The sequence below is a fragment of the Krasilnikovia sp. MM14-A1259 genome, assembly GCF_047159535.1.
Lineage (GTDB): Bacteria > Actinomycetota > Actinomycetes > Mycobacteriales > Micromonosporaceae > Actinoplanes.
On the sequence record NZ_BAAGAJ010000002.1, the window covers coordinates 5,120,897 to 5,144,352 of the forward strand.

The 23,456-nt window shown below is 68.2% G+C and carries 23 protein-coding genes; 13 read left to right on the forward strand and 10 right to left on the reverse strand.

All coding sequences use genetic code 11. The annotated features are described in order from the left end of the window. Window positions 1-25 precede the first annotated feature (25 nt). The 3 genes from ACMCNK_RS23270 (at window position 26) to ACMCNK_RS23280 (ending at window position 1,671) form a co-directional block, all read left to right on the forward strand. Window positions 26-355, forward strand: a complete 330-nt coding sequence (locus ACMCNK_RS23270; RefSeq protein WP_412738497.1) for a helix-turn-helix domain-containing protein — start codon at window positions 26-28, stop codon at window positions 353-355. Window positions 356-365: 10 nt separating this feature from the next. Further along, entirely contained in the window at window positions 366-869 is a 504-nt protein-coding gene (locus ACMCNK_RS23275; RefSeq protein ID WP_412738498.1) for a ribonuclease E inhibitor RraB, read from the forward strand. Window positions 870-1,131: 262 nt separating this feature from the next. Further along, complete coding sequence (locus tag ACMCNK_RS23280) at window positions 1,132-1,671, forward strand: GNAT family N-acetyltransferase (RefSeq protein WP_412738499.1); 540 nt, start codon at window positions 1,132-1,134, stop codon at window positions 1,669-1,671. Between the two features lie 61 nt (window positions 1,672-1,732). On the opposite strand, the gene ACMCNK_RS23285 is transcribed toward ACMCNK_RS23280, so the two are convergent. Then, entirely contained in the window at window positions 1,733-2,278 is a 546-nt protein-coding gene (locus ACMCNK_RS23285) for an NUDIX hydrolase (RefSeq protein WP_412738500.1), read from the reverse strand. 485 nt (window positions 2,279-2,763) lie between these two features. Here ACMCNK_RS23285 and ACMCNK_RS23290 point away from each other — a divergent pair, with 485 nt between their 5' ends. The 7 genes from ACMCNK_RS23290 to ACMCNK_RS23320 all read left to right on the forward strand — a co-directional run bounded on the left by ACMCNK_RS23290 (window position 2,764) and on the right by ACMCNK_RS23320 (window position 10,701). After that, the gene (locus ACMCNK_RS23290) at window positions 2,764-4,374 is read left to right on the forward strand and encodes a DUF4314 domain-containing protein (RefSeq protein WP_412738501.1); all 1,611 of its coding nucleotides are present in this window, start codon (window positions 2,764-2,766) and stop codon (window positions 4,372-4,374) included. 373 nt (window positions 4,375-4,747) lie between these two features. Beyond that, window positions 4,748-5,290 (forward strand): hypothetical protein, encoded by a 543-nt coding sequence (locus tag ACMCNK_RS23295; RefSeq protein ID WP_412738502.1) that lies wholly within the window; start codon window positions 4,748-4,750, stop codon window positions 5,288-5,290. Between the two features lie 299 nt (window positions 5,291-5,589). Next, window positions 5,590-6,492, forward strand: a complete 903-nt coding sequence (locus ACMCNK_RS23300) for a hypothetical protein (RefSeq protein WP_412738503.1) — start codon at window positions 5,590-5,592, stop codon at window positions 6,490-6,492. A 79-nt stretch (window positions 6,493-6,571) separates the two neighbouring features. Next, complete coding sequence (locus tag ACMCNK_RS23305) at window positions 6,572-7,273, forward strand: diguanylate cyclase domain-containing protein (protein WP_412738504.1); 702 nt, start codon at window positions 6,572-6,574, stop codon at window positions 7,271-7,273. Next, window positions 7,266-7,718 (forward strand): DUF3085 domain-containing protein, encoded by a 453-nt coding sequence (locus ACMCNK_RS23310; protein ID WP_412738505.1) that lies wholly within the window; start codon window positions 7,266-7,268, stop codon window positions 7,716-7,718. The genes ACMCNK_RS23305 and ACMCNK_RS23310 overlap by 8 nt, the downstream gene beginning before the upstream one ends. Before the next feature lie 221 nt (window positions 7,719-7,939). Continuing rightward, entirely contained in the window at window positions 7,940-9,106 is a 1,167-nt protein-coding gene (locus ACMCNK_RS23315; protein WP_412738506.1) for an AAA family ATPase, read from the forward strand. Next, a complete protein-coding gene (locus ACMCNK_RS23320) occupies window positions 9,103-10,701 on the forward strand; it encodes a VWA domain-containing protein (RefSeq protein ID WP_412738507.1) in 1,599 nt (532 codons plus the stop codon). The genes ACMCNK_RS23315 and ACMCNK_RS23320 overlap by 4 nt, the downstream gene beginning before the upstream one ends. A 267-nt stretch (window positions 10,702-10,968) precedes the next feature. Here the strand turns inward: ACMCNK_RS23320 and ACMCNK_RS23325 are convergent, their stop codons facing one another. Beyond that, the gene (locus ACMCNK_RS23325) at window positions 10,969-12,357 is read right to left on the reverse strand and encodes an IS701 family transposase (RefSeq protein ID WP_412738447.1); all 1,389 of its coding nucleotides are present in this window, start codon (window positions 12,355-12,357) and stop codon (window positions 10,969-10,971) included. A gap of 110 nt (window positions 12,358-12,467) precedes the next feature. Between ACMCNK_RS23325 and ACMCNK_RS23330 the strand changes: the two genes are divergently transcribed. Together ACMCNK_RS23330 and ACMCNK_RS23335 are read left to right on the forward strand one after the other, a co-directional pair. Continuing rightward, window positions 12,468-12,878 carry an IS5 family transposase gene (locus tag ACMCNK_RS23330; protein ID WP_412738508.1) on the forward strand — a complete coding sequence of 137 codons (411 nt, stop codon included), beginning with the start codon at window positions 12,468-12,470 and terminating at the stop codon, window positions 12,876-12,878. A 314-nt stretch (window positions 12,879-13,192) separates the two neighbouring features. Next, the gene (locus tag ACMCNK_RS23335; RefSeq protein WP_412738509.1) at window positions 13,193-13,693 is read left to right on the forward strand and encodes an HIT family protein; all 501 of its coding nucleotides are present in this window, start codon (window positions 13,193-13,195) and stop codon (window positions 13,691-13,693) included. Between the two features lie 118 nt (window positions 13,694-13,811). Here the strand turns inward: ACMCNK_RS23335 and ACMCNK_RS23340 are convergent, their stop codons facing one another. The 8 genes from ACMCNK_RS23340 to ACMCNK_RS23375 all read right to left on the reverse strand — a co-directional run bounded on the left by ACMCNK_RS23340 (window position 13,812) and on the right by ACMCNK_RS23375 (window position 21,803). After that, window positions 13,812-14,327 carry a DUF1990 family protein gene (locus tag ACMCNK_RS23340; RefSeq protein ID WP_412738510.1) on the reverse strand — a complete coding sequence of 172 codons (516 nt, stop codon included), beginning with the start codon at window positions 14,325-14,327 and terminating at the stop codon, window positions 13,812-13,814. 129 nt (window positions 14,328-14,456) lie between these two features. Next, on the reverse strand, window positions 14,457-14,744 hold the full coding sequence (locus tag ACMCNK_RS23345; protein ID WP_412738511.1) for a hypothetical protein: 288 nt from the start codon (window positions 14,742-14,744) through the stop codon (window positions 14,457-14,459). A gap of 16 nt (window positions 14,745-14,760) precedes the next feature. Next, a protein-coding gene (locus tag ACMCNK_RS23350; protein ID WP_412740955.1) for an IS5 family transposase occupies window positions 14,761-15,575 on the reverse strand; the annotation gives its coding sequence in 2 pieces (ribosomal slippage) (window positions 14,761-15,225 and window positions 15,228-15,575; 813 coding nt in all). 248 nt (window positions 15,576-15,823) lie between these two features. Continuing rightward, the gene (locus ACMCNK_RS23355) at window positions 15,824-17,476 is read right to left on the reverse strand and encodes a DUF4041 domain-containing protein (protein ID WP_412738512.1); all 1,653 of its coding nucleotides are present in this window, start codon (window positions 17,474-17,476) and stop codon (window positions 15,824-15,826) included. A gap of 226 nt (window positions 17,477-17,702) precedes the next feature. Continuing rightward, a complete protein-coding gene (locus ACMCNK_RS23360) occupies window positions 17,703-18,149 on the reverse strand; it encodes a hypothetical protein (RefSeq protein WP_412738513.1) in 447 nt (148 codons plus the stop codon). A 319-nt stretch (window positions 18,150-18,468) separates the two neighbouring features. Beyond that, complete coding sequence (locus tag ACMCNK_RS23365) at window positions 18,469-18,969, reverse strand: hypothetical protein (RefSeq protein WP_412738514.1); 501 nt, start codon at window positions 18,967-18,969, stop codon at window positions 18,469-18,471. Window positions 18,970-19,078: 109 nt separating this feature from the next. Next, a complete protein-coding gene (locus ACMCNK_RS23370) occupies window positions 19,079-19,612 on the reverse strand; it encodes a YcxB family protein (RefSeq protein ID WP_412738515.1) in 534 nt (177 codons plus the stop codon). A gap of 286 nt (window positions 19,613-19,898) precedes the next feature. Then, entirely contained in the window at window positions 19,899-21,803 is a 1,905-nt protein-coding gene (locus tag ACMCNK_RS23375; protein ID WP_412738516.1) for an RICIN domain-containing protein, read from the reverse strand. Window positions 21,804-22,324: 521 nt separating this feature from the next. On the opposite strand from ACMCNK_RS23375, the gene ACMCNK_RS23380 reads away from it, so the two are divergent. Continuing rightward, window positions 22,325-23,419, forward strand: a complete 1,095-nt coding sequence (locus tag ACMCNK_RS23380; protein ID WP_412738517.1) for a hypothetical protein — start codon at window positions 22,325-22,327, stop codon at window positions 23,417-23,419. Window positions 23,420-23,456 lie beyond the last annotated feature (37 nt).

The following is a 23,456-nucleotide window of genomic DNA, read 5'->3' on the forward strand; positions in this document are numbered from 1 at the left end:
GTCGCACGTTCTATTCGGGTTGGTATTGGTCGGCGACGACGGGTGGTCTTGTCGCGTACGAGAGCCGCCTGGAGCTGGCGCGAACCACAGCATCAACACCGCCGCCGCAGCGCTCGGCCACCACCCCCAGAATCTCACCCTGCAAATCCAGCGCCTCGAAGCCGACCTCGGCACCCCACTGCTCATCCGCGGCCACCACTACCAGGCCATCACCCTCACCCGACGCGGGCAACAGCTCCTCAACCACCTCCACCGACCCGACGTCCGCGAACTCCTCGACCACTACGCACCACCCGACGCCCACCAAACCCGTCGCCCCTACAAACGGCGCAGGCCCCGGCAGGAGGGCCAGTAACGTGATCTCGGTGGAGCCGCAAACCCGAGCACTGCCACAGACCGACCTCGAAACGATCTTCGGCGTAGTCGCCACCCTGCACGGCCACCTGCTCGCCGACGAGCTGCCACCGGGCCTGACCAGCCACCTGCTCGAGCGGCTCATCGAGCACGGACCGCTGCCCGACGACGCCACCACCGGAGACATGAACGCCCTCCTGGCAGACCTCTGCCAACGACTGCACTGGGCAATGTCAGACGACCACCGCGCCTACCCCGAGCCAGCGCCCCGCCGCACCACCCACTACCTCGACATCCCCGATGCAAGCGCCGAAGCCTGCACGGCAGCGCTGACCGACCTGGGCGGCGAAGTCACCCTCCACCGAACCGACGAAGACCAGGCACCCACTAACCGTCGGCACATCGCAGCCGTCTTCCCCGAACTACCACCCAACCCCGACCACCACGCCCGCGTCACCCAGCTCACCGCGCTCGCCCGCCAACACGGCGGCGAGTACGCCGGCTTCGGCGGCTAACAAGCCAGCCCTGCCGCGGCGACGCCGCCGGGCCGTGTGATGCAGACCACACTGACTGCTGTCGGGTCCGTGTCTGCCGACATCCTGAACGCCGCAATGATTCGCGTTCGCGCCGCCTGACGCGGCCATGAAGCGCCCAAAGACGCGGGATCGTACCTCCCCACATGAGGAGGAAGATGTCGGGTCAGAATCAGCCTCTGACCGTGATTGATGTTGGGTCGAAGCGGCTCGTCGCTCAGTTCGACTCGGCTACGGTCGCCGCATGCCCGAACTGATCCTGCCGACGAGCCGCCTGCACGCCGCCTTCCTGGACTGTCGCGACGACTGGGGCCCCGGCCTCCACGAGGACGGCTTCGGCCTGGGCGCCGACGACGACGTGGTCTCGCCCGACGGCTTCGCCGCCTGGGTGCACCAGCGGACCCGGCTGACTCATCCGGCCGGGACGCCCTGCCCACCCGAGATGCACGGCTCACCCCGGTGGATCGTCGAGGACGGTCAGGTACTCGGCGGGATCGCCCTGCGGCACTACGTCGACGACCGGTTCGGCCACATCGGCTACGGCATCCGCCCGTCCGCTCGCCGCCGCGGCCTCGCGAGCTGGGCCCTGGGCCAAATGCTGCGTGAGGCCCGCGCAGCTCTGGGACTGGACCGCGTTCTCATCCCCTGCCTCGCCGACAACATCGCCTCAGCCCGCACCATCGAACGCAACGGGGGCGTCCTCGAAGGCATCCGCCACAACGGGCACAACCTGGTAAGGCGCTACTGGATCACCCTCGACAGCAGCCTCGACTCACTGCTCTAGAAGCTCATAAGGCGCACCGACGGCGAGCACATTGCCACCAACCCCGAACAACCTAGATCCACTATGCGTCCGACGAAGCCCCCTCAACCTCAGCGGCATCGGTGAGCGAGACAGGCCCCTCACGAACGCCGTTGAGGACGTCACCCAGCAGCCTGCCCAGCCCGGGAGGCAGGAACGTCTCCCGACCCTCACGCTCGAGGATCTCCTGATGCGAGAACCAGTGATATCCCTCAATCGTTGACGCCTCCAGCGGCTCATGGCTGCCGAAGTCGACCACCGAGCGGGCCGGCACCCGTGCGACGAAGAACCGGGCGGTCACCAACCACGGCTCGCCGGCAGTGCCGGCCACAAGCTTTTCCTGCGTCCACACGCATCGGCCGATCGAGACGTCCCGAATGCCGGTCTCCTCGAAGACCTCCCGACGAGCCGCCTGCTCATAGGTCTCGCCAGGCTCCACCCCACCGCCCACCAGCAGCCAGAAATCAGCAGTGATCGGATTGGGCCCCCGCGCCGCAGCAGGGTCATGGATCTTGAACATCAGCACTCGGTCGTCCTCATCCAGGAGTACGACACGGGCACTCGGCCTGACCTTGACGTCATCCGACATGCGCAGACCCTACGCACCATCCAGCCGCGCTCAACGAGGAAACCGCCAGGTCGGTGAGAAATCCAGGCCGACATTCCGGTGAGAAGCCGTGACACTGGGCAGCTCACCGGCCTGGGGCTCCGACATCCGCGGCGAGAACCTACACCTGCCGCGGGCCGCTGCCACCGTTGTCGCCTCTCCCGACCACGCGAGCGGGATGCGCCATACCTTGCCGATCCCGGGCCGACGGCCGGAACGCCGCCGTCGCAACCACACCCCGGCATCCCAACTGGCCTGGCGGCGAACCTTCCCACTGCCGCACCACTGCGGAGCTCGCACCACCGGCCGTATTCGCCGGGCCTTGACCGTCCTGGGCTCGGTCCTGCGCGACGTCACGCCCGCACATTCAGCGTCCGCAGGCCAAGGGGCAGCACACCCAGAACCCGTGGGTGTCGTCCGTACGCGACGGAACCCGAACGACCACGATCAACGATCGGAGAACAGTCATGACCATCTACCAGCTGGGACAGCGTGTCGCCCTGGTCCACACCAGCGACCCGCACACCGACCTGCGGCCCGGTGACATCGGCACCGTGCGTCGCCACGACCAGTACCTGAACACCATCGACATCGACTGGGACAGCGGCTCGTCGCTGTCGATGTGCCTGGATACCGGTGACCGCATCGAGCTGCTCGACCCAGCAGATCCCGACACGTGGGCGCCGGGCGACACCGATGGATGGACGGCCACCCTCGCACGGCTACGCACCGCAGGCGCCGAGGCCGGTCGTGGCGCCGCTGACTGGTGGGCACAGGACACCATCGGCGGCCGGGCCACCGGCGACGTGCGAGCCATCGCCCGGCGGATCCGGGCGGGGATCGACGACGGCGACCCCGCCGTGCTCGACGGGCTGCCGACGTTCACCCCGCAGGCCTACGGCCACGACGACCGGGACAACGTCGAAGGCCGCTACGCCGAAGCCGCGCAGGGTCAGATGCCGCACTGGCGAAACCTCCCCGACGGCCAGCGGGCCGAGGCAATCGACTCGTTCCAGGAAGCGTTCGAGGCCGCCGTGCTCGAGCGGGTCACTGCGCTGTGTCATCTGGCAGCTAGCCCGACCGGGGCCGACGTGTCCCACCTGCACCCCGGCCGGGTGCGGGTTGGCGGCGTCGGGGTGTTCGCCGGCGACTGGGCCTGGACCGTCGACGCCGGCGGCGCCGACCGGATTGCGGTCGGGTTCGTCGGCGCCCTGATCGACCGGTGGAACGGCTGGGCGGTGTTCTCCTGCACCCGCGCGGTGGCCGAGGCGATTGTCGCCGACCAGCAGGAACAGCGCCGCGAACTGCGCGAGTCGCTGCAACGGCAAGGCGTGCCGGTGCCCGACCTGGACCGGCGGGTCAACGCGGAGCTGACCGAGCTGTGCTTCGACGGCGACGTCATCGTCGCGGACCAGCGCGCCCAGTACGACGACCCGGAGGCGATCGACCACATAAGGCCCGACCGTGACGGCCGGTACGTGGTGATGGGCTGGAACTGGTGCTGGCAGGCCGTCGACCCATACGACTGTGACCGGATCATCGGTGATCTGCCCGACCCAGGCCACGAGCAGGAGTTCGAGCTGCTGCGCCACACGCCGGGCCTGCGCGTGCCGCACACCCGCCTGCAGTTGACCGACGTGCGGTACCAGCCGGTCTCCACCGGGCTTGCTTTCACCGCGACCCTGGCCCTGGACGGCTGCCCCCTCGCCACCGTGACCGACGACGGTACCGGCGCACCCACGCTGGACCCGGCCGACCTGACCGCCACCCATGACGGTCTGCGCGCCTACCTCGCCCACTGCCGCTTCCACGGCAGATCCGTCGACATGCCCCGGCTGCTGCAGGCATTGGCCGACGAACACTTCCTCAGCCACGCCGTCGCCCAGGCCGAATCCGACGGCGGCACCCAGCTTCGACTCGTCGACGACGCCGGCCACACCCGCGCGCTGCGGCCGGTCACCCCCGCCCCGGCCGGCTTGACCGCGCTGCTGGAACTCGGCCGCTCGCTCACCTGCGGTCCCGGTCAGCAGTGGCAGATCTGGACCGGCACCTCATGGTTCAGCCTGCCTACGCCCTAACCGGACCCAGCCCCCTACGACCTCAGTTGCTGTGAGAGCGGTGTCTGGATGGGCTCAGACATGCTGCTGCGCAGCCTGTGCCTGCCCACCGGGACCACGCTCAACCTGCCCGCCGCGACGGCCAACGACCTTTGGCCGCAGCGCCACCGTCGACGACCTGCCGATCCGCCCGCGCGGTCACCCGGTACGACCGGGCGCTTCGTGGGACACCCGGCTGGAGCGGCGCACATCCAGTCGGGGCCAGCGATCGGCTACATCAGCGCCGGTCAACCCCCGCACCGCCCCAGTCCCACCGGGTTCCCGGGCACCCCCGCGGGCCTTGGGAGCCCTTCTTTGCGCGTGTAGCGCATTCCTCTTCGATGGGAGCCCGACGTTGTTGACCTTCCCGACCAGCCACGCCCTCACCGACGCGTTGATCACCGCGATCCAGACTCCGGACCTGACCGTACGACTTCCGATTGTGCTGTTCCTGTACGAAGTGGCCAACACCGACACCGAACACCTCATCCGCTGCCACGTGGTCCGACCGCGGCACAGCAACGGCGCCGAGGGACTCGACACGACGATCGTCGGCCGGATCGAGGCCCTGACCCACGGACACACCGAAACCCAGGGCCCGATTCCGGCGCTTATCGCATCGGTCAACGTCACCACCGGTAACGCACCCGGCTTCCGGATGCTCGCCTGCGCAGCCCTCGACGACGACATCGTCATCGCCGCCAACGAACCCCACGGATGCCGACGTCTGGACGCCGTCGACATCGATGGCCGCGTCTACCAGCTCACCCGATACCACGCCGAGACCCACCCGGTCGTCACCGTCGACGACGCCGACGGACCACGCGATACCCCCGCGACCATCCCACCGCTGCAGACCGCCCTGAAAATCGCGGTCCGCCTCGCCAGCCGCGCGTGAGGCGACCACCCGCGTGGTTGCCGAGCGAACACGCCGGTGAGGCCGTGCATGGCGCGCCGTTCCCGCCATCGCCAGCGGTAGGTGACGGGCTCGGCACCGTAAAGCCGGCGTCCACACGTCCTCCCGCGGGACGTCACAGACGTGACCTGCCAGCACTCGCGGGCCCCGCCATCTGTCGCCCGAGATCACCCACACCACGTCCGCGCCCGGGCGGACGGAATTTGGACGGGCGACTTGAACAAATCCCGCAACGAAGCGTGGATCAACTCCACGCCCTCCTGGAAGGAGCACCGCCAGTCATGACCGAAACCACCCCACCCGCCGCGACCGCGGCCCAGCGCATCGTCGCCGCCATGTGGACGCTCGACCGCCCGGCCACCGCGAAGCAGATCCAGGAGGCCGCCGGCGTCGGCTACTCCACCGTCAGCCCCGTCCTGCGCCGCCTGCTCGCCGCGAGCCAGGCCGTCAAGTCCGAGGGCAGCGACGGCAGCACCCTTTGGCACATCGTCACCGACATCCCCTCCACTCTCGGCCCCGCGAACGGCGACGCGACCAGCGCCGCCTCAGACCCGCACGACCCGACCGGCGGAGAACCCCCCACCGACGACGACGCGATGCCGGCAAACAGCCGCCCCACCGACGACAATCGCGCCGAGGTCACGAGCGATCACGCCGACTCGCACCCGGATCTCACCGGCACCCATCCAGCCCTCAGCCACCAGAGTCCCGAGACACTCCCGACACCGGACGCCACCCGACTACCAACGGGCGCACTCGCGGCCGACAACCACCCTGGGCCCGCGTCCACAGAACCGGGCGAACTCGAGCCGAAGCCGAATGCCGATCCGGAGTCGGTCGGATCACGCATCGGCACGCCGGACGTACCGGACCCAGATGCCCCGGCCACGAGGACCACTCGTGCCTACCACAAGCCGGTCAAGCCTCGCAGGCCCAAAGGGGCACTGCGCGCCGCGATCCTCGCGGCGCTGACAGACAATCCCGACCGCGCGTTCCGGGTCGGCGAGATGTGCAAGATCATCGACGGTGCGGACCGAGACGGAATGTTCAGCAAGGCCGGTCCCGGCGCCGTCGTGAACGCCCTCGACAAGCTCGCCAACGACGGCCACGCACTCCGCGTCACCGAGGCCCCCGCGAGTTATCAGTTCCAGGCGAAGCCGGCGGTCACCGACTCCCAGAGGTAAGCCCAGGTCGGCCGTCGAAGCTTTGCACGGCGCGACGACCGACCCGGTGCTCCTTCATGCACAAGGAGCTCTTCGAGTGTTGCAGACCTGGCAAGACCTCGCCATCGTCACTCTGACCGCCACCCTGATCGTCGCCGTGGTGGTGATCGCGTGGCAGCACAAGAAACTGATCCAGACTCGCTACCTCGCCGACCACGACGTGACCACCGGCCTGCCCAACCGTCGCGCCGTCACCGCCTACCTGCGCACGGCCCTCCGGAAGGGCCGTGCGACCGGGCTGGTGATGGTCGACCTCGACCGGTTCAAGTCCATCAACGACACCTACGGCCATGAGAACGGCAACGATGTACTCGCCGAAGTGGGCCGCCGTCTCGCCGGCATCACGGCCCCCGCCGCGCTGGCAGCACGGCTGTCCGGCGACGAGTTCGTGCTGCTGATCGACGGTGGTCACGACCAGACCGCAGCCGTCGCCCACGCCGCCTCCAGGATCATCGCGCGTACGGCGGTGCGCGTCGGCGGGCGCGAGATCCGCGTGTCCGCGAGCGTGGGCTTCGCGACCGCGACCCTGGGCATCTCCGGACGTGAGCTGCTACGTGCCGCCGACATCGCCATGTACCACGCGAAGCGGTACGGCCGCGCGACGGTCTACGGCATGCCCCCCTCCACAGAACAGCCCGCCATCGGACATGGACCCCGCCACCGCGACCTGCGCCGCGACACCGGCGACGGCTACCCGGCAACGTCCCTTCGCACCGACGAGGAGTACCCCTCTCGTGGCTGACACCACCGACCTGTACTTCGACCTCGCCCTGGCGCTGCGACTGGCCGAACACGCGAACGCCGCGCCGCAGCACGCCCCCTCGTTCAGCGAACACCAGGAAGGCACCACCTGCCCTGGAGGGCTCGTCTGGGTCAGCGACCAGGGCACCTACCTGATGTCCACCGGACAACCGAAGATCCGCGGCGACGACGGCACCCCGAACCTCGTCGCCTACGCCCACGGCTGGGGACCCGACGACGAGCATCCGAGCCCCGCCGACACCCATTTCGGCGGCGACGACTTCGCCGAACACCTGCACCTGCACGAACCACTCGGTCCCCGCAGCAGCTCGCTGCTGGGTCTGCTCCGGCGTGGGGCCACGCAGGGATTCCGGTATCTCGTCCTGAAAGCCACCGAGAACACCGTCACCGTCACCGTGTCCCGCACCCGACCCGACGACGCCTGACAGCAACCCCGAGAAGAAGGACAACCACACCTCGCACGGCCTGCCGTCCTCGCGGACGGCGGGCCCGTGTCGAGGCACCACCCGGCGTGACGGCCGGCCCCGCGCGAACGCTGCCCGGGACCAAGCCGGATCGCCGTCTCCGCAGCGCGGAATCAACCTGCCCGCGCACCCGGAGACGGGTGCGCGGGCTCCCACCCCAGTCCCAAGGAACGGAGCGCGCCATGCACCCAAACCCTCACCCGCCGGCCGGCAACCCCACGACCAGGGACGCAACCGGACAGCCGAGCGCAGCCGGCCGCCGAACTGGGCACCTCTACCCCCGGGTGGCCTTGTACCTCGCCGACCACCCCGGCCAGCCGCTGTCGCCCGGCGAGATCACCAAAGCTCTCGACGTCCCCTCCTCCGGGGCGGTGTTCGAGGCGCTGAAACGGATGACCGCCGCCGGGTACGCCACCCACCAGAGCAATCCGCACCGATTCACCGTCACCCAGGCCGGCATCGACGCCGCCGGGGCACTGCCCCCGCCCACGCCCCGGCCCGCCGGCAGCTCCACGGCACGCCACGGACGACGCCAACCAGTGACCCGCCCGAACGGCGACCCCTACTTCCCCCGGAAACTGGCCGGCTCCACCGACATCGACGTCCTGCAACGGCTGCGCGACAAACGCATCCCGATCCTGCTCTACGGGCCACCCGGCACCGGCAAGACCGCCGTGGCCGAGGCAGCCTTCCCAGACCTTCTCACGGTGGCCGGGACCGGCGACACCATCGTCGAGGACTTCGTCGGCAACTTCATACCGCTGCCCGACGGCGGCTACGAATACGTCTACGGCCCGCTCGTCACCGCGATGCGTGACGGCCGGGCCCTGCTGATCGACGACGCCACCCTCATCCCACCGAAGGTCCTCGCCGTGCTCTACCCCGCGATGGACGGCCGCCGGGTCATCACCCTGACCGGCTACCGCAACGAACGCGTCGAGGCCGCTGACGGCTTCTACATCCTCGCCGGCCACAACCCCGGTGTACACGGCGCGATCCTCACCGAAGCCCTCGCCTCCCGGTTCGACGTGCACATCGAGGTCACCACCGACTTCAACCTCGCCCGCCACCCCGGCGTCCCCACCGCCGCCGTGCAGGCCGCCATCCGGCTCAACGCCGACCTCGACGCCGGAAAACTCACCTGGGCGCCACAACTGCGCGAACTCCTCGGATTCACCCGCGTCCGCAAAGCCCTCGGCCACAACGCCGCCGTCGCAAACCTCGCCGGCCGTGCCCCCGAAGACGACCGGACCCAGGTCATCGCCGCCCTCGCCGCGCACTTCGGCACCGACATCGCCCCCTGCGCGTCGACCCCCAACGCTGACCCACCCAGGAAGGACCTGCCATGACACAACCCCCTCACCTGCAGCACGGCCACCCCGACCTCACCACGGGCGACCCGGCCTGGACGGCCTGGAACACCGCATGGACCCGCCAGATCAAAGTCCTCACCGACCGCGACGGCCTTCGCGTGGTCGTCGCCCCCGGAGCCGGTGGCGGCGCACCCGCCTGCTTCTACCCCGACTACCTGCGCATCGAGGTCGACGCCGCCTACCTCGGCGGCAACCCCGACATCACCGACCCGTCCAAGGCCCGCCACAAGAAGACCGTGGCAACCGGCTACGGCCTACTCGTCCACGAAGCCGCCCACGCCGCCCACAGCCTGTGGATAACTCCCGAGGCCACCCCACCGGTCGTCGCCGACGTCGCCGGCCAACTCGAGGAAGCACGCGCCGAATACCGGCAACGCGGCCGACGACGCTGCGACAGGCAATGGATACGCCACACCGTCACCACCCTGCTCCTCTCGCAGACCGCCCGGGCGGACGATCTCTGGCACGCCGGGCGACTCGCCGCGCTGCTGCTGGCCCGCGTGGACGCCCGCATCCTCACCAGCAAAGACGTCCGCGTCATCCGCGCCGCGGTGACCGCCGTCGCCGGCCGCAAACGCCTACGCCGGCTGCGTGAGCTCTGGCTCCAGGCACTCGACTGCGACGACCACGACGCCAACACCATGATCCAGATCGCCTGGCGGTGGTGCTACGCCCTGGACATCGACCCGGCCCGCCGTCCGCACGTGCCACAGCCCGACCTCGGTGAGTTCGCCGGTCTCCTCGCCGCCGCGCTCATCGAATACCTGGCCGCAGCCCTCGGGATGACTCCCGCGGACCTCGTCCACACCCAGATCACCGCCCGCCACGCCGCCCCCGCGACCTGGACGCGCCGCGACCCCACCGAAGCGGAGGTAGAAGCCGCTCGCCGGCTTGCCACCAGGCTCCGGCAGGCCCGCACCCAGCACCGCGAGACCGCCGACATACCGGCGCCGGTACCGCCCGGCCGACTGCGTACCCGGCAGGCCATCACCGCCGACGCACAGACCGCGGCCGGGATGATCCCCACCGCCCAACGCTGGCAGCGGCGCACGACGGTGCCCCCGCGCACGCCGGTCCTGCACCTTGCCGTCCTCGTCGATGTGTCGTGGTCCATGCGCGAGTTCCAGAAACCGCTGTCCACGGCCGGGTGGATCCTCGCCCACGGTGCCCGCCGCAACGAAGCCGTCACCACCACCATCGCGTTCGGGAACACGGCGACCCTTCTCGTGGCGCCAAGACAACGTCCCGCGCAGGTCCTCGACATGCAGGCCAGCGGCGGCACCACCGCGTTCAACGAGGCGGTCAACCTCGCCGATCAGCTCCTCGACCTGCGTAAACGCCACACCGTCAGAATGGTCGCTGTCGTGTCCGACGGCGACCTGCCAGACAGGGCCGCCGCGCAGAAGCTGATCACCACCCTGCACCAGGCCGGCTGCGCCGTCCTCTGGCTACGCCCCGAAGGCATCACCGGGCACACCTTCGCCGACACCACCACCATCCACGTCGCCGATCCGGTGCAGGCCGTCGACGAAATCTGCACCGCCGCCGTCACCGCATTGGCCAGCGCCTGACCTTGCCGGAGCCCTCACCAGGCTCCGGCCCGTCACCCGGCCACCGCCCGGACGCGTGGACCCAATGGGACTGGACCCCGGCGACGGCATCGCTGTGGGCCCAGCCCCCGGTACCCGACACTCCTGGGCAGCGGTCACGCGAAGGATCTCACCCGCTACAGCGCCTAGTAGGACTTTGTTAGGTTGGTACGGGTTGGTGGCAGTGTGGGCAGAACCCGAGCCAGGTGCCGAGTTGGTATTGCAGGTGCCGCAGGACGGTGTAGAGGCTCAGGGCTGCCCTGCTGCTTTTGGGTCGGTCTGCCGCAGCTGGGTGAGGAACAGTTGGGCGGTGGTGGCGAGGGTGACGTGGCGGTGCCAGCCGATCCAGGAGCGGCCTTCGAAGTGGTCGAGTCCGAGGCCGGTTTTGAGTTCGCGGTAGTCGTGTTCGATGCGCCAGCGGCTTTTCGCGAGGTGGACCAGGTCGGTAAGGGCGGTGTCGGCGGGTAGGTCGGACAGCCAGTAGTCGGTGGGTTCGTCCTCGCCGGGCGGCCATTGCACGAGGAGCCAGCAGTCGGGCAGGACGCCGTCACCGTGCTGGGGCAGGCCTTCTCGGACGGTTCTGCCGGCGGGGCGGATCCGTAGGGCGAAGAAGTGCCCGGACAGGGTGCCGGCGCTCTGGTCGCCGATGCTGTCGGCTGTTGGCAGCCGTTCGCGCCAGTGCACGAGGGTGGCGTGCTCAGCGCCGTGTTCGACGGCGAGGTCCTTGATGCTGCGGGCCGGATGCGGATACCGCGGGGTGGGATATTTTCCGACTCCGGCGTAGGCAACCTCGACGGGTTTGGCGTCACCGGGCTGGGCGGTGGTGCTCGAGGTAGTCGCCACGATCCAGCCGATGCCACGCTCGCTCAGGCCTTGCCGGAACTCGGCGACCTGGCCGTAACCGGCATCGGTGGTCACCAGCGGCGGCCGCAGGCCCCAGTCGGCTAGTTCGTCGATCATTTCTAGGGCCATCAGCCATTTCGGCCGGTAGCGTTCACCGTCAGGGATCTTCGCCGCCGCCCTGCGCCGCACGATCTGCGCGATCTGTTCCTCGCGCGGCACCTCTTTACGCACGTGAGGCTTCTTCTTCCCGGCCTCGTCCAAGGTGAGCGGCTGACGGCGCAACCGGCGGGCATGACCGTTGGCGACTTTCCCGTGCTGGTCGGGCACGCACGTCTCGTCCCAGGACTCTGGGACGAACAACCGCCAGTTCAGCACCGCCGACGCCGCGTCGGTCCCGGCGTGCACGCTGACCGCGATCTGGCAGTTACCGACCTTGCCGAGGCTCCCGGAGTACTGCCGGGCAACACACGCCGACGCCGGGCCGTCCTTGGCGAATCCGGTGTCGTCGACCACCCACACCCGCGGCGCGATCATCTCGGCCGCCATCGTCGCGACCCGACGTCGCACACCGGTCACGTCCCACGTCGAGGAGGTCAGGAACTGCTGCAACTGCTGATGATCCACCCCAAGGCGGGCAGCCATCGGCTGCATCGACTTACGCTGCCCATCCAACATCAACCCCCGCAGATACCGCACCCCCGTCTCCCGCTGATCCACCCGCGGCAACCCCGCGAACACCCCAGCGGCGAACTCCTGAAGCTGCTCCCGCACCCGCGCCAACCCACGCTCGTCCACGCAGCGCAGCCAAACACCATCTCCGAGCAGCTACAAGCGACACACCGCAACGACCTAACAAAGTCCTACTAGGGTGCGTCTCTCGGATCAGGATCGTTCGTTGACCGTACGTGCCGGTTCGTCGATGGATCTCTGATGACATGTGGGCTCGGGTGGAGCCGTATCTGCCGGACCGGTCGCCGCAGCGCGGCGGCCGGTGGTCCGATCACCGTGAGGTGATCGAGGCGATCGCGTGGAAGTACCGCACCGGCTCGCCCTGGCGTGATCTGCCCGATGAGCTGGGTTCGTGGAAGGGCGCATACTCCAGGTTTCGCCGCTGGACCCTCGATGGCACCTGGCAGAAGGTGTTGACCGCGGTGCAGGCCGACGCCGACGCGGCCGGTGAGCTCGACTGGCTGGCGGTGGCGGTGGACTCGACCGTGGTGCGGGCGCATCAGCACGCTGCCGGGCTGCGACCGGGAAAAGACCACGACGGTACGAGCCGGCCGACCATTGCCTCGGCCGGTCCCGTGGCGGCCTGAGCACCAAGGTTCACCTCGCGGCGGAGTCGCGTTGCCGGCCGATGAGCCTGCTCGTCACCGCCGGGCAGGTCGGTGAACGCACCCAGTTCACCGCAAACTCGCCGTGCATTACCAGGCCGCGCTCACCCTTGCCGGAATCCTGCTCTGGACCAAACCATGATCCGAGAGACGCTTCCTAGACATCCGAGCTTGAGGCCGAGCTTGAGCTTGAGACCGGGTCGAACCTGGGGGGATAGTCGATCTCGCTCGCGGCCCGAGTCGCTCAGCATCGCCACGCCGAGCCGGGATTGCCGAGTCGATCTAGTCTGCTGTTTATGGACGGCCTACCAGCGAAAACCACGCACGACCTTGAGCAATACACACGCCGGGTCAGCGAGGGACCCTGCTTCGTCTGCGGATTCCTGGACGGCCTTCCGGACTACCGCCACCACCTGGTCTACGAGGACGACGACACCACCGCCTTCCTCAACCGCTATCCGACGCTGCTCGGCTACTGCCTCGTCGCGCCCAAACGGCACCTGGAAAGCTGGGTGCAGGACATGGAACCGCCGGAATTCCTCCGATTCCAGAGCGTCGCGCACGCCGTCGCGCGAGCCATCGCAGCGACCGTGCCCACCGAGCGCATGTACTCGATGAGCCTGGGCAGCCAGCGAGGCAACGCACACCTGCACTGGCACCTGGCACCCCTGCCACCAGGCGTGCCATACCACCAGCAACAGTTCCACGCCGTCATGGGCGAAAACGGCATCCTCGCTGCCGACGACGACGCCCAAGCAGCGCTGGCCCGCGAGATCCGCAGCCATGTCCAGATCTGACGGCGAGACGTATCTAACTTGAGTCCGAACTTGACATCCGAACTCGCGTCCCACCAGACGTTTGACATGATCACAATGCGGGGCACTGAGGCGGGCGCCAGGAGAACTGAACGGGCCGTCATTTCTCGGGCCGGGCGAGCCGCCGCAGTGCGTTGACATAGCGGTCGGTGACGAACGTCTGCACGCGGCGGGTCAGGGGCCCACCGGCGCGTGCCACCACCGAGGCGTGGCGAGAGAAGGCCCGGATGACAAGGTGGACGCTGCCGTCCGGCAGCAACTGCACGACGAAGGCTTCTTCGCCTCGCTCGGGATGCCCCGGAAGGGTCCCGTACGCGAATCCCCGCCGGTCCGGTTGGTTAATGCAGTACACGACGCGGCACGGGGCCGCGACACCGAGCGGGCCCCAACCGGCCCGCAACACCACGACGATTCCCGGCGTGGTGGCAGGCCCGGAAGCCGTGACCGCCAGTCCGGCGCGTCGATGCATCCGCCAGCCGATGACGGCGTCGGCCGCCCGGGCGAACGCCTTTGGGCCGGTGCTCAGGGAAACGTCCCGGTGCAGGTGCTCATACCCGGCCGGCAGCTCGCCTCGGGTAGCACCCAGCTCCCGGTAGGTTAGCTCGGCGGACGCCAACGCGCTCAACCGATCTTGGTCCTGCAGGAAACCCACCATCAGATTCTCCGGCGCATCAGCCCGCAACCGCCCGGAACACGCCTCCCAACATAGGCAGGCTGGGACCCTGATTGTTGCAGTATGTCGGGGTTACCGGCGGCCGATCATGATTACGTCCCGGTAAACCACCTTGCGGCGGCGCCAGACGCCTTTCGACCAGCCGGAGACACGCATACCCGCGCGGTCGAACTGCAATAGGCCGTAGAACACGGCCGTCAGGTAGGTGAGCATCAGGAGGAGCCTGAGCAATCGCATGTCGGTAGCCCAGAGGGCAACGTTCACCACTAGGGCAACCAGCATTACCCGAAAGGCCCAAACTCCAGCCTTGTATTCGGGCTTATTACGGACCGTGCGCAGGTCCTCCTCGGCAATTGACACGCGGGCACCTTAGGGCTCATCCCAGATGGCTGTGTCTGGTCAGTCGGCGGTAGGCGAGCAGGAGACAGCCCAGGTCAGCGAAGGCTTGGAAGTGTTCGGCTTTGCGGTCGTAGCGGCGCACGAGGCGTCGGTTGTGTTGCAGCCAGGACAGGCACGATTCCACGATCCAGCGGTGCCGGCCCAGCCGTTGGGAGGACTCCACGCCTTTGCGGGCGATCCGTACCCCGATGCCGCGGCGGCGGACCTCAGCGCGTAGCGCCCGCACGTCATATGCTTTGTCGGCGTGCAGCTTCTCTGGCACGTGCCGGGGTCGGCCCCGGTGGCCGCGGATCGGGATGATCGAGTCCAGCAGCGGGAGCAGCAGTTGCGCGTCCGGCACGTTCGCGGCGGAGATCAGGACGGTCAGGGGCAGGCCGGTCCGGTCGCACAGGACGTGGATCTTCGAGCCTGGTTTGCCGCGGTCGACCGGGTTTGGGCCGGTCTCGTCGCCCCCTTTTGCGCGCGGAGGCTGATCGAGTCCACGATCGCCCGCGACCAGTCGATCTCACTGATCATCCCGAGTCGGTGCAGGAACTGCTGGTGCAGTCGTACCCATAGCCCGTCGTGGGTCCACTCGGTGAAGCGCCGGTGCACGGTGGAGCGGCTGACTCCGAACATCACCGCGGGTAGCTTGGCCCAGGAGCAGCCGGCCTGGACCAGGTACACGATCGCGGCCAGCACCGCTCGGTCATCGGCGCGTCGTTTCCCGCCGCCCTGCGGTCGCGCTGCTGGTACTGGGATCAACGGGCGTGCTGCCTGCCAGAAGTCGTCCGGCGCCCACGTGCAGACCATGTCCTCAACGACCGTCGTCACTCAATCAGCTTCGCAGCCCAGGCCAGAGCCCCGCCATCTGGGACGAGCCCTTAGCGGATCGGTGCCATCTCGGCTGCCCCGTACAACCTGCGGCATTCCAGCCGGTCCTCGCCGGGCAGGCAGCTTCCCGGATGACGGGACTCTGTCCGCTTACGGCAATGAGGTTTGGGCTCGGTCGAGATCATCCCGATCGCCCGCCCTGGGGATGTCAGACGACTAGCCGGATCCTACACGCGCGTGCTCGCTGACCCCGCACAGGTAAGCGCGGGCAATCCGCTTGATCGACCGTCCAACGACAGGTCGCAGCGGTCGCGGCGGCTGGCATGCCATTCCAGCGCCTCCGGGACCTCGTGGTACTCAAGCAGGTGCTGGCCCGCAATGTTGGCTAGGACGTCTCGCACCTCCGCCGGGGCGGCGTAGAAGAACTCACGTTGTTGGTTGACCAGGTTCACTTTGCGGCCGGCGAGGGCCTGATGTAGGCGAGATTCCAGCCCGACGGCGTCCTCGCTGAAGATCAACGCGTGGGTGTCGAAGCGGAACGGCACGCTTGCGTCGCCGAGTTCGCGGATGCGGTCCGTTGGCTCCAGACGGCGGGTCATTCCGATCTTGACCATGTCTGGTCCGAAGGCGCCGATGTTGCTGATGACATAGACATAGCCGGCGCGGATGTTGGCCTCACGTTGTTCGACGCCGTGGATGGCGCCGGCGATCTCTACGAGTTTGTCCTCAAGCTGCGCCGCGCTGGTGGTGTCGCCTTGTGTGTGCATCCGTGCGAGTACTGCCTGGTAGTGGGCGCGTTCCTTGATGAGCCGGGCCTTCTCCCGCTCGAACTCGCGTTGAGCTCGGTCTTCCTCGCGCTGGCGTTCTCGTTGGGCGCGAACTCGTTCCTTTTCTTCCTCGACCTTGCCGAGGTAGTCCGCGGTGAGGCGGATCTCCTTGATGCGGGCCTGGTGGTAGTCGGAGGCGATCTCGATGTCCATGGTCTTGCCGAGGCGCGCGATCGTGTCGCGGACCTTGGTGAGCCGGTCCATGACTGCGTGCAGCCGGTGTGGACGTACGGTTCGGATGCAGTTGTCAGCCTCGGCGTTGTAGGCGCGCAGCATCAGCTTCGAGAAGTCGCGCACCATGGCCATGCCATCGCGTTCGGAGCCGTTGACCAGCCAGCTGGTCGTCGCCTGCACGGCGGTGTTGCCGCGTGCCATCGACTTGATTTTCTCTTTGAGGTGGTCGAGTCGGCTCTTGTAGGCGATGGCGTCATCGAGCGGATGGACGTACTCGTATAGGCCGGCTTCCTGCAGCATGGCGGCCTCTTGGACGGGAACAAGTTGTTGCTGGAGCTCAGTCAGCTCGATGAGTGCCGCACGCTGTTGTAAACGTGCGGTTTCGCGTTCGCGTAGTAGGCGGAACGCCTCGTCGCGCACTGCGGCGGGGTCCATGCCCAGGAGTCGGCGTAACTCGGCGTTGGTTGCGTCAACGGCCGCGCTGAGCCGCTCGATTTCACCTCGTAGCGCATGGTTGTCGCGCGCGACCAGGTCCTTGTCGGCCATTGCTGCGCTGAGCCGCTCCGTTTCAGTTTGCAGTGCGTTCTTCTCGCCAGTGAGTCGATCATTGTCCCGGCGGAGCTCGGACACGGCCGATTGCAGTGATGCGATCTCGACCGCGAGTACTTTGCGGCGGCCGCCGCCGAACAGCCCTCCGTTCGTGGTCCTCGCCGGGAGTGGCCGGCCCGGCGAGGCAGCAGCACCTTGGCGCGGCTGCCAGAACTGCCAGCCCTGCGGGGGCGGCGGCCAAGCAGGGTCAGGTTTCCACCACGGCGGGGGCGTCCAGCCGTCCGGTGGCTGCGGCCAGGTTGGAGGCACAACGAACACGAAGGGGCTCACGCAGAGCTCCGCTTCGTAGTGCAGGCCGGCCGCGACTTGCTGCTGGACATGGGCGCCAGGATATGACGCTGGTCCGAGGACGGAATCCTCGTTGTGTGTAGAACGAAAGGGCGGCTCGGAGCATCGCGATGTAGGACAGTCGCGCCAGTTCCACGCACGGGGTTCCGCGATGCCGCCGAAAGTGCTGTCCCTGGGGACTTGCCGTGACCTTCGTGCTGCGAGTTCGTTATTGAGCTTGGTCGAAACGGGTACGGCGTTCTGCCACGTTCGTGGCGAACACGGCGATCAGCGCGTCGAATAGCGCCACGGCTGCGCCGAAGGATTCGAACAGCCCGGCGATAGCGGCGATCCCGCGGGAGATCGCGATCGCGATCAACGCAATGATCACCCCTGCGGTCCGGAGCCAGGCGGAGGCGGAGGCCGCCTTGGCGAGGCTGTGGCCACGTGTGCCGCGCGCCAACGCGACCATCGCGAGGAGCAGTATCACCATGCCGACCCCGGCAGAGGCGCCGACGAGAACGAATGTCGCCGCTTCGGTGCGGCTCAGGTTGCCACGCTGCTGCCCGCTTCGGACCAGCAGACCGATCGCGGTCAGCGCGCCGTCGACCAGGATCAGTAGCCCAGTGAGCGCTGCGGCGGCGATCCGGCGTCCGCCTGCAGGCGTTGTGGTCATGCGTCAGAGCCCTTTGCGGCCGGCGGTTCCCGTTCGGTCGGCAGTCGGCGCCCGAGAGCGCCAGAGGAACTGTTCCAAGCATTGATTCAGAATGCAACCCCGCCAGCGGCCGCCCACTCTCCGTCACCAACGCAACGTTCGCCGAGGTCAAGTACCCACTCGAACACCAGCACCGCGGCATACCCGACCTGACTACCGTGCAGCGCCCGGCGGGCACCCGGATGGATCTGCTGCCGCACGGATTATCTAGTCCTGTGTCTAGTCGCAGCTGATGCTGACCTTGGTCAGGTTCAACGGCGACCTCGCGGGGGCGCGGGTTTCATGTCCAGAGGTCTTGGCTGCCGTGGCCGGATGGGTCAAGCGAGAGTAGGTCTTCCTGCAGTGTCCCGAGGTAGCGCCCAGTGGGCTGTCCGGCAGCGTCGACTTCTTCCAGTGCCCACCTCGGCAGACGCTCGCCTGACTCCGTGTCGGCGATATGGGCGAGCATGGCAAAGATCGTCTCGTAGGCCACTGCCCGGGCCACCTGGGCGACATCGTCCAGGCGGGCGCCGGAGTCGATAGCACGTCGTGCTGCGGGGATTTTGCTAATGCCGTCACGCCAGACGTCGATCATCCGAGGCCATAGGTCGTGCAGAAATCGGTATCGGGCGAGCTGCGGGATGTTCTCGCTGATCTCGGATTCGCACCATCCCTGCGGGTCGTCACATCCCAACTCGTGCAGTGCGGTCACTATCTGCTCCGCGCGCTGGCGGTCGTCGACCGGGAGCTGCTGCAACCAGGTGTGGTGATCACTCATGCGGCTGATTGAAGCACTGGTCATGGTGCCCGGCTCCGTCTTGCGCGGTCGGCTGCGCGAACCAGCAAACTGCCGGCGTCCGTTGGACTCCGCAGGGTCGCACACGGCCGCCCACCGGCGTCTTGGCCCAAGGTCACTTGTGGGCCGTGAAGGGTTGGAATAGGTGCCGTAGGTATGTCATCTGTTCGGGGGTGAGGAGGCTGCGTTTCGGTAGGACGACGCTGAATCCTTTGATGGTGCCGAGTTCGACGAGGAAGAGTTTGTCGGTTTCTCGTACGCGTCGCACTGCTGGCCAGGTGTGAACGACGGAGCTGGGGCCTTGGGTGATGTGGATTCCCGTTGACGGATCGATCCGGGCGTGTACGGCGGCTCGCGCGGCCGGGTTGGCTCGCCAGGCAAGTCCCACGATGAGCGCGGGGAACGCCTTGGGTGCCACCACAATGCCCAGCATCATAGCCAGCAGTGAGATATTGCCGGTACTCATGTCGAATTTGCCGAACGCCAGGGCCAGAAGCAACTGCCCGGACATGCATAGGCCCATGATGCTGACCGGGGTGATCCAGATGACCTTCATTGTCGTGGTCGCCAGAGCCTTGCTGGTTGCCGTCCTGAGGTCGGATTCCTGGGGTTGCCAGGTCAAATCCAGGGCGGGGGGTGCTGGATGCATGTGTTCTCCGAGTCTGATCGGTGCACTCTCGGCACTTTCGCCTGACGGGCTCATGAAGTGGCCGGGGCACTGGATTCCGGGAAGGCGGTGCTGCCGCCCTGGCCATCGGCGTCGAACACGTCGGCCGCAGCATCTGGCCGGAGCGCTGGACAGCGAGCTTTGCGAGGTCGGGACCGGGAGTGGCTCCTGTGGACACGCGTGGGAGCGCGGGGCGCAGCCGGGATGGCTGGCCCCGCGTCAACCCCTCTGCGGGCTGGAGGCTTCGGTCAGCTTCCGTGCGGGTTGGTTAGGGGGCGCGCCAGGTGTGGGTGTCCCAGGTGGCTTTGCCGTCGCTGTTGCGGTAGAGGACGAGGTTGCCGTCGTCTTGCAGCTGGAGGGTGCTGGGGCCGTTGCCGGCGGTGTTTGATGACCATACGGGGGTGTTGTCGGCGCGGTAGAAGACGAGGTTGCCGTCGCGGTGGTTGATGAGTTTGACGCCGTTGTTGGTGTTGGTGGCCCATACGGCGTGGCCGTCTTTGTAGATGACGAGGTTGCCGTCGGTTTGCACGATGAGGACGTCGCCGGTGTGGGAGTGCAGCATCCGGGCTTCTTCCAGCCGCTGCCCGGCGGTAAGCCGGGTGTTGGTGGGGTACCACTGCTGGTTGGTGCCTTCGTTGACGTCCCAGGCGATGGCGGGCATGCCGTTGTCCCAGCTGGCTTCCTTGACGGTGACGGCGCGCTGGATGCGTTCGTTGATCCAGATGTAGTTGTCGCCGGTCTTGCCGTAGTAGAAGTTCTGGTCGGGTTTGCCGTCGCAGGTGCGGATCACGAACGCGGTGCCATTGCCGCCTGAGCCGTTGGCGAGGCTGACGCACTTGGTGCGATCACGGGCGCTGATGAGGCGGTACTCGCCGCCGGTGTTGTAGACACGCATCGCGATCCACTGCTGTTCCTCGACAGGGGAGCAGTCCCACTGGATGAGTTCGGTGCCGTCGCGCATGTCGCCGTCGCGGATGCTCAGGCACTTGTTGGAGTTGACGTTGCGCCATTCCCAGGTTCCGGCGCTGGGCCGGTTCGCATCGTCGTCGGGGATCTGGTACTGGCCGACGCGGACGAAGTCGTCGAGGTCACTGCCGCCGGCGGCGAGGGCCTGGATCGTGGCGGTGAGCAGGTTGTCGGCGCCATCGGCGGCCGCCTTGTTCTTGATCTCCTCGGCGACGCGGCGGTCGGCGGCTTCCTTCTTGGCGAGTTCCCGGTCGAGGTCGGCCTTGTTGGCGGTGTGGATGCCGGTGTCGATGAACGCCCGCCAGGCGGCGGGGTCGCTGTTACGCAGGGCGCGTTCGGCTGCGGCACGGACTTCGGGCCGGTTCTGGGCGTCGACGGTTTCCCAGATCCATCGGATGAAGTTGTCGTCGCTCATGGCGAGTTTGCCCGGGTCGGCGACCACACCGAGGACGGCGGCCGCGGCGCGCATGGCGCCTTCGCGGGCGATACGGGCCTTCTCCGCGGCGTCGGCGTCGGCGGCGGCTTTGATCGCGTCCTGCACGTCCTGCTCGGCGGCGGTCTTGACGCCGGTGGTCAGGAAGGTGTGCTGCAGGCCGCTGTCGCCTTTGATGGCGGCTTCGGCGGAGGCTTTGACCCGGGCACCGGCAGCTTTCTTGAAGATTTCGATGACGGTGTCGCGTTCGGACAGCACCAGCATGCGCCCATCGGCGTCGACGGTGATCCCGGCGGCGGCGTAGGCGGCGCGTTTGAGGTCGCGGGCCTGCCGGGCAGCCGTCTCGTCGCTGATCTTCTTGGCGTCGTCGGCCTTCTTCGCGTCGAAGATCCCTTTGAGGATGAACGCGCGGCAGGCAGCCTCAATGGTGTCGTCGTCGGCGGCCAGGGCCAGCTCGGCGGCGTCGCGGATCACGGGGTAGGCGGCAGAGTTCTGCCAGATCTTGAAGACGAAGTTCCGGTCGGTCTGGTTGAGCCAGTCGCTGCGCGCTTCGACGCCGATCTCCCGCGCCGCTTTGACCTTGTCTTCCTCGCTGGTGGGCAGCTCGTCGTCGGCCGACGCGGCGGCGTGGGCGGCCTGTGTGGCCTGCCGCAGTCCAGTTGCGGGCACGGCCGGCGCGGCGATTGCCGCGCCGGTGAGCAGCATCACGGCAGCAGTGGTGGATGCCGCGGTGAGCAGAGCCCGGGCGGTCAGACGTGTGGTGGCGGTGTGCATCAATTCCCCGTCGTCGGTGTACGGACGCGCCGTCACAGCGTGGCCAGCCGGCATCGGGTTCTCGCGTGGACCGTGCGGTCGATGAGCGGGCTGACGGCGTCCGGGGCCGTGCGGTCAGGCCCGGCCGGGGCGACGGTAGCCGTGTCATTACATGGGAGTCAATGTCAGGTGCGTGACCTCAGCCACTCTCGGAACCCGGCTGGATGTTGGTCGATGTCGGCCCTGCGGGCTGGGATGCCACCCGCCGCGGTGCCTTGAGAAACGTCGATTCAGCGGGCGGTGCGTGGAGGCGAGTGTGCTTCGTGTTAGATGGGTCGTCGATCGGTGATGATCAGTTGACCGGCCACTTTCCTTCCGCCGCTTCTAGCGTCACTTCCCGGATCTTGAGCCACGGTGCCGTCTTGTCCGGGCTGGCCCTGGAGGTCGCGCGGGCAGCGTGTGCGGCAGGTTGACCGGTCGGCAGTGGCTGGTCGGTGCCGGCCTGCTGGTGAAACGGGGGAAGTTCGGGGATGGATACACGTATGCGGGCGCGCTGCGTCGTACTGGCGGCGGTGCTGGCGGTCACGTCTGGTGTGCCGGCCGCGACTACGGGACCGGCGTGGGCGGCGGGATCGGCTCCGCCGCGGGCGGCGGCTGACCTGGCGGTGGCGGGGTTTGATCAGGCTGCGGCGGATCGCGCGTATGTGCGGTATCTGGCGCACAATGACCCGCGCTCGTTGGTGCGTACCGCGGCGTGGTCGGCGCTGACCAGCAACAAGGTGGACGCGACCGTGGCCCGTTTCCTGAACACGGGGCTGGCCTATGCGGTGAGCCGTTCGGAGCAGCTGGCCGCCCGTGACGAGGATTTCGCCCGCCGGGTGCTGGCCACGCATACCGTCCAGTTCGCCCCGGAGGTCCACGCGGCCGCGCAACGTGCGCTGGACGGCGGCCCGGAAGCGCTGGAGGCTTTCGCCCGCACCGGGTACGACGAGGCGATGCAGCAGGACCGCGCGGCGCGGGAAGCCGCCGGGATGCAGGCTGCGGCACTGGCGCAGGCCGACCGCGACGCGGTGGCCCGGCGGCGGGACTCGGATCCGGGCGCGCAGGTCCGTGCCGCCGCCGGATTGGCGCTGCGGGCCGGGGCCACGGACGCCGACGTGGTGGAGTTCTTCGCCTACGACTGGCTCGCGGCCGCCAGTGTGGACCTGCAAACCCACCAGGTGCAGTACGCAAACGCCGACATGGTGTCGCGGGCCGCGACGCGGCGGCTGCTGGCCGACGCCCAGGCCGCGGACCAGGCCGTGCAGGCCGCGCAGGCTGCCGGCCAGGACCCGGCCCCGGGGCGGGCCGCGGCCGCGGCCGCCTGGCACAAAGTGGCCGAACAGGCCGGCCCAGCCCGCACCGCATGGGAGAACGCTGGGCAAGCCGCCACGGTGCAGGCAGCGAACTGGCAGCAAATCGCGCAGGCCGCCGCCGATGCGGCGGGCAACCCGAACTGGCAGGCCATCGCCGCCAAGGCCAAGACGATGACCCAGCAATGGGGCATCGAACGGGACAACGCCGCCGCCCAGGCCGCCTACTGGGCAGCCGTCTCCGAGCAGGCCATAGCGGGCGAGCAGAAGAACACGCAGCCCTGACCCGCCGGTCTGCCGCTGCTTGTCCCTACCTCCACAC

What these genes read in the sequence shown, in the direction of transcription:
- ACMCNK_RS23320 (WP_412738507.1), top strand. Translation starts at nt 9,103, where the DNA reads ATGACACAACCCCCTCACCTGCAGCACGGCCACCCCGACCTCACCACG.
- ACMCNK_RS23285 (WP_412738500.1), bottom strand. Translation starts at nt 2,278, where the DNA reads ATGTCGGATGACGTCAAGGTCAGGCCGAGTGCCCGTGTCGTACTCCTG.
- ACMCNK_RS23300 (WP_412738503.1), top strand. Translation starts at nt 5,590, where the DNA reads ATGACCGAAACCACCCCACCCGCCGCGACCGCGGCCCAGCGCATCGTC.
- ACMCNK_RS23290 (WP_412738501.1), top strand. Translation starts at nt 2,764, where the DNA reads ATGACCATCTACCAGCTGGGACAGCGTGTCGCCCTGGTCCACACCAGC.
- ACMCNK_RS23365 (WP_412738514.1), bottom strand. Translation starts at nt 18,969, where the DNA reads ATGACCAGTGCTTCAATCAGCCGCATGAGTGATCACCACACCTGGTTG.
- ACMCNK_RS23280 (WP_412738499.1), top strand. Translation starts at nt 1,132, where the DNA reads ATGCCCGAACTGATCCTGCCGACGAGCCGCCTGCACGCCGCCTTCCTG.
- ACMCNK_RS23335 (WP_412738509.1), top strand. Translation starts at nt 13,193, where the DNA reads ATGGACGGCCTACCAGCGAAAACCACGCACGACCTTGAGCAATACACA.
- ACMCNK_RS23370 (WP_412738515.1), bottom strand. Translation starts at nt 19,612, where the DNA reads ATGCATCCAGCACCCCCCGCCCTGGATTTGACCTGGCAACCCCAGGAA.
- ACMCNK_RS23375 (WP_412738516.1), bottom strand. Translation starts at nt 21,803, where the DNA reads ATGCACACCGCCACCACACGTCTGACCGCCCGGGCTCTGCTCACCGCG.
- ACMCNK_RS23315 (WP_412738506.1), top strand. Translation starts at nt 7,940, where the DNA reads ATGCACCCAAACCCTCACCCGCCGGCCGGCAACCCCACGACCAGGGAC.
- ACMCNK_RS23380 (WP_412738517.1), top strand. Translation starts at nt 22,325, where the DNA reads ATGCGGGCGCGCTGCGTCGTACTGGCGGCGGTGCTGGCGGTCACGTCT.
- ACMCNK_RS23360 (WP_412738513.1), bottom strand. Translation starts at nt 18,149, where the DNA reads ATGACCACAACGCCTGCAGGCGGACGCCGGATCGCCGCCGCAGCGCTC.